At 58.9% G+C, this 11,375-nt stretch carries 11 protein-coding genes and 1 pseudogene; 6 read left to right on the top strand and 6 right to left on the bottom strand.

Annotated features, from left to right (window positions below; genetic code table 11):
• Window positions 1-80: 80 nt before the first annotated feature.
• The 6 genes and pseudogenes from JJ889_RS06470 to flbT all read right to left on the bottom strand — a co-directional run bounded on the left by JJ889_RS06470 (window position 81) and on the right by flbT (window position 4,630).
• On the bottom strand, window positions 81-914 hold the full coding sequence (locus tag JJ889_RS06470; protein ID WP_291892741.1) for a flagellin: 834 nt from the start codon (window positions 912-914) through the stop codon (window positions 81-83).
• A gap of 198 nt (window positions 915-1,112) precedes the next feature.
• The gene (locus tag JJ889_RS06465; RefSeq protein WP_291892738.1) at window positions 1,113-1,505 is read right to left on the bottom strand and encodes a flagellar protein FlaG; all 393 of its coding nucleotides are present in this window, start codon (window positions 1,503-1,505) and stop codon (window positions 1,113-1,115) included.
• Window positions 1,506-1,608: 103 nt separating this feature from the next.
• Window positions 1,609-2,433, bottom strand: coding sequence for a flagellin (locus JJ889_RS06460; RefSeq protein ID WP_291892735.1), 825 nt, complete (start codon window positions 2,431-2,433; stop codon window positions 1,609-1,611).
• A gap of 349 nt (window positions 2,434-2,782) precedes the next feature.
• Window positions 2,783-3,607: a flagellin gene (locus JJ889_RS06455; protein WP_291892732.1), complete on the bottom strand. Its 825-nt coding sequence runs from the start codon at window positions 3,605-3,607 to the stop codon at window positions 2,783-2,785.
• 268 nt (window positions 3,608-3,875) lie between these two features.
• Window positions 3,876-4,244, bottom strand: coding sequence for a flagellar biosynthesis regulator FlaF (flaF, locus tag JJ889_RS06450; protein WP_291892730.1), 369 nt, complete (start codon window positions 4,242-4,244; stop codon window positions 3,876-3,878).
• Window positions 4,207-4,630: pseudogene (flbT, locus tag JJ889_RS06445) on the bottom strand (flagellar biosynthesis repressor FlbT). Before flbT ends, flaF begins: the two are co-directional and overlap by 38 nt.
• 259 nt (window positions 4,631-4,889) lie before the next feature.
• Here flbT and JJ889_RS06440 point away from each other — a divergent pair.
• Genes JJ889_RS06440 through JJ889_RS06415 form a run of 6 tightly spaced genes read left to right on the top strand, consistent with a single transcriptional unit; the run spans window position 4,890 to window position 11,347 of the window.
• The gene (locus JJ889_RS06440; protein ID WP_291892726.1) at window positions 4,890-6,674 is read left to right on the top strand and encodes a tetratricopeptide repeat protein; all 1,785 of its coding nucleotides are present in this window, start codon (window positions 4,890-4,892) and stop codon (window positions 6,672-6,674) included.
• A gap of 3 nt (window positions 6,675-6,677) precedes the next feature.
• Window positions 6,678-7,649 (top strand): hypothetical protein, encoded by a 972-nt coding sequence (locus tag JJ889_RS06435; protein WP_291892724.1) that lies wholly within the window; start codon window positions 6,678-6,680, stop codon window positions 7,647-7,649.
• A gap of 38 nt (window positions 7,650-7,687) precedes the next feature.
• Window positions 7,688-8,635: a sulfotransferase gene (locus JJ889_RS06430; RefSeq protein WP_291892722.1), complete on the top strand. Its 948-nt coding sequence runs from the start codon at window positions 7,688-7,690 to the stop codon at window positions 8,633-8,635.
• A complete protein-coding gene (locus tag JJ889_RS06425; protein ID WP_291892720.1) occupies window positions 8,632-9,696 on the top strand; it encodes an ATP-grasp domain-containing protein in 1,065 nt (354 codons plus the stop codon). Before JJ889_RS06430 ends, JJ889_RS06425 begins: the two co-directional genes overlap by 4 nt.
• Window positions 9,693-10,418, top strand: coding sequence for a hypothetical protein (locus JJ889_RS06420; protein WP_291892719.1), 726 nt, complete (start codon window positions 9,693-9,695; stop codon window positions 10,416-10,418). Before JJ889_RS06425 ends, JJ889_RS06420 begins: the two co-directional genes overlap by 4 nt.
• A complete protein-coding gene (locus JJ889_RS06415; protein ID WP_291892717.1) occupies window positions 10,418-11,347 on the top strand; it encodes an N-acetylneuraminate synthase family protein in 930 nt (309 codons plus the stop codon). The genes JJ889_RS06420 and JJ889_RS06415 overlap by 1 nt, the downstream gene beginning before the upstream one ends.
• The last annotated feature ends 28 nt before the right edge of the window (window positions 11,348-11,375 follow it).

Genomic DNA, 11,375 nt, shown 5'->3' with positions numbered 1-11,375 from the left:
GATAGTGGCGCGAGTCGCCTAAACAGAAACGGCCCCCCGAAGGGAGCCGCTTCCGTGGTGGTGGAGACCGAAAACGGCGATTAGCCGTTAAACAGGTTGAGGATGATCTGAGGCTGGCTGTTCGCGATCGACAGCGCCTGTACGCCGAGTTGCTGCTTCACCTGCAAGGCCTGAAGCTTGGCACTCTCGACGGCAAGATCCGCATCAACGAGGTCGCCGATACCCTTGGTCAGGCTGTCCATAAGCTTGCCAACAAAACCGGAGTGAGCCTCCAGCTTCTTCACGTCAGACCCCAGATTGGCGAGGGCCTGGTTCACATTGTCGAGGCTGGTCTGGATCTGCGAGGCCACAGTGCTGGCCAGGGTCGTGGTGCCCAGCGATGCGGTTGTCGCGAGGGTAATGATAGCACCGCCCAGGCTCATATCCTGCGCTTTCAGCGTAACCGACCGGGTGGCCTCAGCGTCAGCGAGAAATTCGATACCGGAAGTAACCGCACCATTGATCATATTGGCGCCGTCGAACTCGGCATTTGCGATAATGCCCTGCACCTGGTCAACCAGGGCCTTGAAGTCACTGTCATAGGCAGCACGGGAGAAGGTATCGAGAGACGGGTCCATCGCCGCGACGGCTTTCTCGCGCATCTGCACCAGAAGATCCGAGATCGCTTCACCGGCAGCCAGGGCAACGTCGCCGATCGTGGCGGCTCGGTCGAGGCCGGTTTGAACCGCTCCAAGTGCACTCACATCAGCCCGCATGCCCTGGGCAACGGCGTAGATCGCGGCGTTATCCTTGGCACCGGCAATCTTCAGGCCGGTATTGATACGGTTCTGGGTCTGATCCATCTCAACATTGGTCTTGTTGAGATTCTGCAGAGCGATCATGGCTCCGGTGTTGGTGTGGACACTCATCGTCATGCGACATTCTCCCGCAAAGTCCTGCTGCAGTTTTGCAGCGCATTCGCAGACCTATGCGCAAGCGGCGTGCCGCTTTGCCAACTGATAAGTAACCTTAATGAATTCAATAAATTACAAAACCCCACTCGAATTTCGAGAGGGGCGAAAACTTAGATTTGCCGGGCGTGGATTGCCCGGGCGGCTAATATTGCCGGGTGGTCAGACGCGCTGGTTGATCAAGCCTGCCGTGCTTGTACGCAGGTATTCCAGCAAGTCGGAATGTTTCTCGGGCGGCCATCGCCGGACAGTCTCCCCGGATTCGTCGTCAATCATCAGATAGACGTATTCTCCGGACGTATTGTCCTGCGTGATCTTCAAACGCGAGTTTGCAAAAGGGGTCTCAGAGAGTTCCTGGATTTTCTGCTCGACCACCTCATGGCGCTCGGACTGGTCCATCTGCTCTGTGGGTGATTTGGATGCACCACTCCCGTCCTGTTCCTCGACAGGCTGGATGCGTGTGCTGTCCTGACGGTTACGCTCGACAATCTTCTCTCGATTGTCCGTGGCCGAGACCGCCGTGACAGATGCTGGATTAAATCCTGTTTCTGCCATTTCCTATTCGCCGACGCGGAGGCGCCAGCGCCTCCATATTGGTTCCCGTCATCAGCTTCCGGGAAGCGGAAGGTGGGCGCTAACCCACCTTCCATTTCCGGGATTAACGGAAGTAACCCAGGATGGTGGACGGAGCACTGTTCGCAATGGACAGAGCCTGTACACCAAGCTGTTGCTTGACCTGCAGAGACTGCAAGCGAGCGCTTTCCTTGGCCAGGTCCGCGTCGACCAGGTTGCCGATACCCTTTTCGAGGGAGTCAGACAGCTTGCCTACGAAGTCTTTGTGGATGCCCAGAGACTTGGAAGCCGTACCCAGGCGCGCCAGAGAAGCGTTCAGGTTGTTGATGGACGTAGAGATCGTACCCGCAATCGTGCTCGCTGCGCTGGCAGACGCGAAGGAAGCCGTTGCAGAGAGCGTGACGACACCACCACCGAGTGACAGGTTCTCGTCGACGATGGAAATCGTGGACGAACCCGAAGCATTAGCGAGTGCGGAGATCGAGGTCACGGAGTTGTTGATCAGGTTGGTACCGTTGAACGAAGCGTTCGAAACGATCTTGCCGATCTGGTCACGCAGCGCTTTGAAGTCCTCGTTCAGCGCGGTGCGCGAAGCGGAGTCAAGCGAAGCGTCCGAAGCCGCCAGAGCCTTCTCTTTCATCTCAACGAGGAGATCGGAGACAGCTTCACCAGCAGCCAGCGCAACGTCTACGGTCGAAGCAGCCAGGTCCAGCGAGTTACCAACGGCTTCATAGCCTTTCACGTCGGCACGCATTTTCTGGGCGATCGCATAAACACCACCATTGTCCTTGGCAGATGCAACGGCGAGACCCGTATTGATGCGAGATTGAACCTGCTCAATGTCACGGTTCGTAGAGTTGAGGTTCTGCAGCGCAACCATGGCGCCAGCATTGGTATTGATAGTAGCCATTTCTTGGCCCTTTCCTTTCTGGTTTCTCGGACGTTTTGTCCGCTGGATCTTCTGATCCGACGCTTTACACAGCAAAGGAAGTGCCAGTTTTTGCTTGACCTACTTGGTTAATCCCGGATCGCCCCGAATCACTGGGAGTTTTCTGCCGAGTCGGAATTTCCGGGTAACCATTCACCCGGCAAAAACTGCCCAACAACACGTAAAAATCGCCCGGCAAAAACTACCGGTCGGCAAAAATGTTTGGTTAATAATGAGTTAATTTTCGAATTCAGACATGGGTCCGTGCCTCCGCTGTGGACGCAGAAAAAAATGCTGGGATCGCTCGAAAGCGATCCCAGCGCGCTTACGGTTATCCGAAGAACGACATGATCGTCTGCGGCGCCTGGTTGGCGATGGATAGCGCCTGTACGCCCAGCTGCTGCTTGACCTGCAGCGACTGCAAACGTGCACTTTCCTTGGCCAGATCGGCGTCGACCAGGTTTCCGATGCCGGTCTCCAGGGAGTCGCTCAGTTGCTGCACAAAGCCTTTGTGGATCTCGAGAGACTTGGCGGCCGTACCGAGGCGCGCCAGAGACGAGTTGAGATTGTTCAAGGACGTCGAGATCGTACCCGCAAGAGTGCCCGCCGCGCCGGCAGACGCGAAGGAAGCCGTTGCAGCCAGCGTCACAACACCACCACCGAGCGAGAGGTTCTCGTCAATGATAGAAATCGTGCTCGATCCGTCCTGGTTAGCCAGGGCGGAGATCGAGGTCACTGAGTTATTGATCAGGTTCGTACCGTTGAACTCGGCCGTGGATACCATCTTGCCGATCTGGTCACGCAGGGCCTTGAAATCTTCGTTCAGGGCTGTGCGGGACGCAGCATCGAGAGATACATCCGAAGCAGCGAGGGCTTTCTCCTTCATTTCGATGAGCAGATCCGAAATGCCCTCGCCTGCCGCCAGGGCGACATCGACAACAGAACGGGTCCGATCGAGGCTCTGCTGAACAACACCATAACCCGCTACCTGAGCACGCATGCGCTGCGCGATGGCGAATGTACCGCCATCGTCTTTCGCGCCCGCGACCTTCAGGCCGGTATTGATGCGGTTCTGAACTTCGTTCATCGACTGGTTCGTAGCGTTCAAGTTCTGCAGGGCCACCATGGCCCCAGCGTTGGTGTTCACAGAAAGCATAATTGTTCCTCCGTTCTGGAAGCGATGAAGCCGACTTTTTCGGCCTGGACGTTTTGTCCTGCCGCAAGCTTCGCAAGCGCTATGCCGAGCGGTGAATATGCTATAATGCTGTTTTCACGACACTTTTTGGACCAAAACGCCTCAGGAACACAGAGTACGGACGGATCTGCAGCGCCTTTCTTGCCGCCCCGGCAGATGTTTCCCGGCGAACAAGCAGGCAAGAAAAAGCCGCCCGTGGGCGGCTCCCTGTTCAGCGATCTGCGGGCCTCTACGCGGCGGGCGCCTGGGCCTGGGGCGAGAGCCCCTGCATAATCGTTCGATTGATATCAATCAGGGTTTGAAAATCATCATCGCCGCGCATGACGACGGATGTGTGCTTGGAGACGAAAAGTGACAGCGAGATGATCGAGGCCCGCAATTGCTCGGGCAATTGATTTTCCTCACTCGAGCAGTCCAGAGCGAAATTGCTCCACATGCGACGGTTCCAGTCCAGCGCTTCTGCACGCTTGGTGATCTCAAGCTTGTCCGCCTGTGACGCCTCCATTAGCGCGCGCGTCACTTGCGCGAACAGGCGGTACTCGGTTGAACGCGGATCCTCGCTACGGGTCGCAGCTTGCTGATAGGCCTGGAAGGACATTACTTCAGTCGCTCCTCTTCATAAGCGATGAGCTTTTTGCACCGGATGAGAGCCTTGTAGTACTCACCCGCCATCACATCCCTGCTCACCGCAACGCATTCCGCCAACACTTCCGGTGACTGGATCACGCTCATGAACTCATTCATCCGCACGACAAATTGTTCGTAGATGGCATCGTTTTGCTTGTCAGACAGATACATCATCATGATCGGGAAATAGATGTGACGCGCCGGAGTCGTCACCTCTTCCTGTTGCATGATGTCTTTCTCACGCAGCACCGAAGCCTTGTTCTGCAGGACGAGCACTGATCGGCGATCGCCATTCTCGATCACCGCGCCGTTCAGAACGAACTTCTCGCCGGGTTTTAGCGAGATTTTGAGCGGCATTCAGTCTCTCCCAGAACTATGAGTGCGCATTAGACAGGCGGAGAATCTGCCAAAGGCTGATGAACAAAAGGTTTCGCCAATCATCGCGAAACCAGGCGATCACGGTCATGCATATTTAATACGCGTCAAACCGCCCTCACCGATCCGACTGATCGCGCGTGATCGCCTGTGACAGGCCGCCTGGAAAACCTTAGCCAAACGTTAAGTCGAATCGGTGCGTCAGTCTGGTTGCGAGCGACCCTAGCGATAGCGAGACATGATGACCGACAGCGCGCTGTTAGAAGAATTCAACGCCGAGGCTGAAGCGGAAAAGAATGAAACCCGCGGGGCTGTGGGCGATTCCGGACACTTCAAGGCTGAAACCAAACTGGGCGTGATCCCCAAGGATCAGCGCGCGACCTATCGCAAGGTCGCTGCCCTGTGCAAACGCGCCATCAAGATATCTGATGAAGGCGACCATATCGGCGCTGCGAAACACGCGCTCAAGGCGCTCGATGCAGGGCCGGACACCGCCCTCGCCAACCATACGGTCGGCCTGCTCCTGTTTCGCCTGGGACGACTATCCCGCGCTCTCGAGTTTTATGAACGCGCCTGGAAACTCGATCCCGCCGACGATGAAATCTATCTCAATATGGGGATTGTGGCCTGGAAGCTGGACATGCTCGAGGCCGCGGAAAAATTCTATCGCCTTTGCGTCCAGGTCAATCCGGACAGTATGAGCGGCATGATCAACCTGGCGAGTGTCCTGCGCGACCAGGCCAAGTTTGAAGATGCGATCGAATTGCTACGAGAGCGCATCTACCTGCACCCGGAAAATGCCGAGCTGTGGAATTCCCTGGGCACAGTTTTGTCGGATTCCGGCGACCCGGTCGGCGCGGTGCCCTTTTACACTGAAGCCTTACGGCTTAAGCCCAATTTCGCACGGGCACATAACAACCTCGCGAATGTCTACGAGCTGATCGGCGAACCCGAGAATGCCATCACGCATTTCGAAGAAGCACTGAAGAATCCCCAGGACAAGATCGACCGGGCCACGATGCTGCACGGGCACTCACTGGCATTGCTCGCGTCGGGCCGCCTCGCTGAAGGCTGGAAGGCGCAACGCATTCGCCTCGACCCCGACAATACCCAGGCCACACTGTTTGTCATGAACTGTCCAATGTGGGAAGGCGATGATCTGGACGAGATCCGGGACAAGTCTCTGGTCTGGATCGGCGAACAGGGGCTGGGCGATGAAGTCCTGTTTCTCAACCAGGCCAATGACCTGATCGACGCGGTCGGCCCGGATGGCGAATTGCGCATCGCCGTGGAGTATCGATTGGTGGACCTGGTCGCCCGGTCCTTCCCCAAGGCGAAGGTCTACAGCCACCGTTCCGCCCATGTGGAAGGCCGCGATGTGCGTGTCCTGCCAAAGATCGACAAGGCCTCCGATTACTGGACGCCGATGGCGACGCCCCTGCGCTCGCTTCGCAACAGTGTCGACAGCTTTCCCAAGGATGCAGGTTTCCTGACCCCGGATCCGGATCGCCAGAAAGAGTTCCGGCAACAACTCGCCGCGTTCGGCCCGGGCCTCAAGGTCGGCATCCTCTGGAAATCGCTGAAAATGAACGCACGGCGCGCCCGGTTTTTCTCGGCATTCGACGCCTGGAAACCGGTCCTGGACGTAGAGGGTGTGGAGTTCGTCAATCTGCAGTATGGCAAGGTCGAAGACGAGCTGGAGATCGCCCGCGAGCATTTCGGGGTCACGGTTCACCAGCCCGAAGGCATCGACCTCAAGATGGATCTCGACGGGGTCGCCGCGCTGTCTTCTGCCTGTGATCTGGTCATCGGCCCGATGAATGCGACCACCAACCTGGCCGCTGCCAGTGGTGCAAATGTCTGGTTCATCCACGCGCGCTCCTCGACCTGGACCATGCTGGGCGCCGGGCGGTCACTCTGGTATCCGCAGACACGCTCCTTCTTTGGCGAAGGCTTCCAGGACTGGGAGAACACGATGGGGCGGGTCGCCACCGAGCTGGCAGCACACGTCAAGGCTACCGGCTAGGCCATGTCTGTCATCCTGATACGGGCGGACGGCGGACCGACAATTGGTTTCGGCCATGTCACACGCTGCCGCGCGCTGGCGCGCACGCTGCACGAGCTTGGGCGCCAGGTGCTCTGGATCACCCGAACGCCAGACGTTCTACCCGCAGATGTGAAAGCATTGTGCGAGATTGTATCTGTGACGCAGACCGACGAGTTCGAGGCGCTCTCCACGCTGGCCCGTAGGCACGAAGCCCCGGTGCTGATCGGGGACTGGAAGGACACCGACCCGATCCTGGTGCAAAGGCTGCGGGGCACCGGCCTGCCAGTCGCACTGCTGGGCAACCAGACCGGCGCTGCGCGGGCCGATCTGATCGTCAAACAACGCTTTGTTCCCCAACCCGAAACGCGTGGAGTGCATTATCTTGATGGTCCGGAACATCTGCTCTTGCCTGCTGCGTTCAGCGCCCTGACTCCCCCCGTCGCCGTCACGCAGGCGCAATCCGTCTTCGTCTCCCTGGGCGGAAGCCAGAGCGAACTGATCGACCATTGCCTGGCGCTTTGCGAAGAGCTTTGCCGACAACGTAACCTGGAAGTGGATATCCTGCGCCCGGACAGCCGCGGCACACCCCATCGCGCACAGGACGTTGCAGAGCGAATGCGCGCGGCTGATTTTGCCGTCATGGCGGGCGGCACGAGCCTGCACGAGGCTGCAGCCTGCCGTTTGCCCGCGATATGCCTGCCGATTGTTCCGCATCAGCTGGACCGGGCCCGCAGCTGGGAGGCCCTCGGATTTGGCGTCAGCATTGTTCCGGACACGCCGCACTGGGAAAGCCAGTTCGCCACGGCTTTCAACCGGTTTCACACGGACGTGGAGATCCGCCAGGGCGCGATCGAAAAAATGGCAGCCAGCGTTGACGGGCTTGGCGCGCAGCGGGTCGCCCAATTCATCCACACGACCTGGCCCGGTGAGCCGTCGCCGCCAGAATCGTCCTAAAACGGCTTGAAGCAGAAACCTGAAGCGAAGAGACAGAATTGACCGATTCCTCACCCACAGTCGGCGACATCTGGCCAAACTTTCTGGTCATCGGCGCACCAAAGGCGGGCACGACCTCGCTGTACCACTATCTAAGCCAGCATCCCGATGTTTTCCTGTCCCGGGTTCGCAAGGAAGGGCGCTTCTTTTCCCGAGTGGGACAAGGGGAGGTCTACTGGCCCGAATTCTACCACTTCGACACCGCGCCGGAGATCTCTGACTATCAAGCGCTGATGGCGGATTATTCTGGCCAGGCGCGGGTCGGGGACGTCTCGCCGGATTACTATGCCTATGCGTCGCTTGCAGCTCCGCGGGCGCGCGAATTGTGTGGCCCTGACACCCGCATTATCGCCCTGTTGCGCAATCCCGTCGACCGGACCTATTCCCACTATCTGCAGAATGTCCGACGTGATGCAGAATTTCTCTCGTTTGAAAAAGCGCTGGAAGACCAGCCGCGCCGTATCGCGGAAAACTGGGGGTTCCAGTGGCTTTACGCGCACACTTCCACCTATCCCGAGCGCTTGAAGATCTGGCAGGCTCACTTCCCGAACATGCTGGTCCTTCTCCAGGATGACCTCGACGCAGACGGCCCGGGAACCGTCGCCCAGATTGTTGACTTCCTTGACCTGCCCCCACACCCCATCACAGTCGAGGCGCGCTATAACACCGGTGGCATACCCGCGGCCAAGAAGATGATCATCGATGGCCATTTCGACGACCGTATCGGCGAGGATTTTGATCGGCTTCATGCCGAGCTGATCGCCCCCGTTTCCGGCACCACCAGCGCCAAGACCGCTGACGGCGTTTACCCGCCACTCGACAACACGCCGGTCTCGATTCCGCCAATGGCCAGCAGCATGCGCGCCCGCCTGCAGACACAGTTCGAGCCCTCGATCCGGGAGGTCGAGGCGCTGCTCGGACGATCACTGGATTTCTGGCGCAAATGAGTGCGCTTCATAACATCTCCGGTGGCGTGCTGGTCACGGGCGTCGGCGCCCCTCCGGGCCTGGGCACCCTGCGCTCGCTGAGACAGGCCGATCCAGAGCTGACGCTTGTCGCCGCCGACCTGAACGCACTCGCGGGCGGGCTGTATGAACCCGGCTGTTCCGGGATAACCCTGCCCTCCGCTGCAGATGCGGAGGCCTATCGGAGCGCTGTGCTGAAGGTGATGGCAGATCATGGCTGTGACACCATCATTCCGGGTTCGGAAGCTGAAGCCAAGGCCCTGGCGCCGGTCGTGGACGCCTGGGCAAAGGACGGTATTCGTGTGCCCGTGCCAGCTCCGGATGTGCTCGAATATGGTCTCGACAAGGGCAAGCTCCTGTCCCGTGCCAAGGCCCGCGGACTGCCGATACCGGCGACACTACAGCCCAACAGCGTCGACGATCTGGATGCCTGGGATGGCGGCTATCCCTGCGTCGTCAAACCCCGCACATCACGCGGTGCACGCGGTGTGAGCTATCCGGCCAATGCGATCGAGCTGGCCCAGATCTGGACCGAAACCCACCGCGATCATGGCCCCTGTGTGGTCCAGCAATACATTCCGGGCGGTGCCGAGACCGTCTACACGATCGGCTCGCTGTGGCGCGATGGCGAACTCATCATCTCCACCCTGCACCGCAAGCTGCAGACCAATCCTCCGACAGGGGGCGTCGCGGTCGCCGGGGAAACCGTGGATGACCCGGTCCTGATGCAGGCCGGGCTTGATGTTCTGCAGGCCAGTGGCCCCTGGCACGGTCTTGCGGCAGTCGAGCTGAAACGGCCGGCTGCGGGCGAACCTGCCTATTTGCTGGAGATCAATCCGCGCATGTGGGGGTTTGGATATCTAATGACCCTGGCGGGCCTCAACATTCCGGCCCTGCTCGTGCGCATGCTGGCGAATGATCCAGATCTTGGTAACCATATCCCCGGTAGAATTCCTCCGTATAATGCGACTCGGATGACGCGGACCTGGATGGATGTCGAAATCCCTGTCCAAGGCAGCCAGAATGAAGAGGACACGGTGTGAAAAGAACCGTCGCGGTAATTCAGGCACGAACAGGCTCGAATCGGCTTCCGAGGAAGATTCTCGAACCGCTTTTCGATGATGTTTCCCTGCTCGCTTACCAGTGTCGACACTTGCGCAATATTCCAGGCGTGGACGAGCTGGTGATCGCCACGACGACACACCCCAATGATGATACCGTCGAACAGCTGGGACAGGCCGAAGGCATTCGCGTCATTCGTGGTTCAGAGCACGACGTTCTTGATCGCTTCCTCGTCGTCGCCGAACGAACCCTGGCCACGACCCTTGTGCGCATTACATCGGACAGTCCCTTCCGTGACCCCATGATTATTGCGCGATGCGTGTCGGACCATCACGACAATCTTTCCGAATACACGCGGCCCGTTGACAAGCATCTGCCGCGGGGCTTGCGCGCGGAAGTCGTGCAAACGCGTGTGCTTCAACATCTTGCCGCTGATCCGGAAGTCACCGCCCGCCACCGCGAGCACGTCACCCTGTTCATACGTGAACACTATGAAGCCTTCCGGACACACATGGTGCGGTTCGCCGACACGCTTCACTATCCCGATTATGATTTTTCGGTCGACACACGTGAGGACCTGGACTTCGTCCGCTCCGTTTACGCACAGATGAGCGAACGCGACTGGCCCATCGATGCAGAACACATCTGCAAGCTGATCAGCGAACAGGTGGCCGAACAAAACCGCTTCGAGGACATTGCCTGATGAACGCAGAGCGCGTGACCCTGATCGCGGAGATCGGGTCGAACTATGATGGCGATCTCGATCTCGCCAAACGCTATATCGAAGCCAGTGCGAAAGCAGGCGCGGATATTGCCAAATTCCAGAGCCTGAGCCGGGACGGCCTGATCGCACGACGCATCAAGGACCCCGGCAGCGACGACATTGTCGACAATCCGAAATACGCCGCGTTCGGCAATCAGGGCTTGCCGGATGACTGGCACTACACTCTCAAGGCCTGTGCTGACGATAACGGCATCGAATTTATGTCCTCGCCCTTCTCTCTGGAAGCGGTGGACCTGCTCGAGGATGTCGGCGTCAGCCGTTACAAGATCGCATCCGGGGATATGACTTTCCGCGCGATGCAGGAAAAGATCGCGGCAACCGGCAAGGCCGTGATCCAGTCCACCGGCGCCAGCTATCTCGACGAAGTCGAGGCGGCGGCCAGCTTCCTCCGCGCCAAGGGCTGTAACGAGCTTACCCTGTTGCATTGTACAGCAAGTTATCCACCTGCCTGGGAGGATATGAACCTCAACGCGTTGACGTCCCTGCGGGCGGCGTTTCCGCACACGCCCCTGGGCCTCTCAGACCACTCGCCAGGCAGCCTGGCTCCGATCGCCTCGATCGCGCTGGGTGCCAGAGTGATCGAGAAACATGTGACCTTTGACCGCTCCAATCCCGGGCCGGATCACCCCTTCGCGATGGAGATGGAAGAATTCGCGAGAATGGCGCACGACATCACCGATCTGTGCGTCGCGCTGGGCTCGTCCGAGAAGCGGCCAGCAGCGAGCGAAATCAATCGCCGTCGCAATTTGCGCCGCGGCCTCTATGACGCTGAACACGGCGGCCCCACAACGGGAAATGACGGTGTGTGGCTGCGCCCGCAGCACGCCGCCGATGATCGGGCGGAATAGCACACAGACACAAAAAAGGCGCCGTGAG

Origin of the sequence: Maricaulis sp. (assembly GCF_017643475.1) — a bacterium.
Taxonomy (GTDB): Bacteria; Pseudomonadota; Alphaproteobacteria; order Caulobacterales; family Maricaulaceae; genus Maricaulis.
Note: the sequence above shows the minus strand (reverse complement) of the source record. Positions and strands in the feature narration are given on the sequence as shown.

Coding starts and splice junctions, on each gene's coding strand:
- JJ889_RS06470 (WP_291892741.1), bottom strand. CDS start 914: ATGACGATGAGTGTCCACACCAACACCGGAGCCATGATCGCTCTGCAG.
- JJ889_RS06465 (WP_291892738.1), bottom strand. CDS start 1,505: ATGGCAGAAACAGGATTTAATCCAGCATCTGTCACGGCGGTCTCGGCC.
- JJ889_RS06460 (WP_291892735.1), bottom strand. CDS start 2,433: ATGGCTACTATCAATACCAATGCTGGCGCCATGGTTGCGCTGCAGAAC.
- JJ889_RS06455 (WP_291892732.1), bottom strand. CDS start 3,607: ATGCTTTCTGTGAACACCAACGCTGGGGCCATGGTGGCCCTGCAGAAC.
- flaF (WP_291892730.1), bottom strand. CDS start 4,244: ATGTCCTTCCAGGCCTATCAGCAAGCTGCGACCCGTAGCGAGGATCCG.
- JJ889_RS06440 (WP_291892726.1), top strand. CDS start 4,890: ATGACCGACAGCGCGCTGTTAGAAGAATTCAACGCCGAGGCTGAAGCG.
- JJ889_RS06435 (WP_291892724.1), top strand. CDS start 6,678: ATGTCTGTCATCCTGATACGGGCGGACGGCGGACCGACAATTGGTTTC.
- JJ889_RS06425 (WP_291892720.1), top strand. CDS start 8,632: ATGAGTGCGCTTCATAACATCTCCGGTGGCGTGCTGGTCACGGGCGTC.
- JJ889_RS06415 (WP_291892717.1), top strand. CDS start 10,418: ATGAACGCAGAGCGCGTGACCCTGATCGCGGAGATCGGGTCGAACTAT.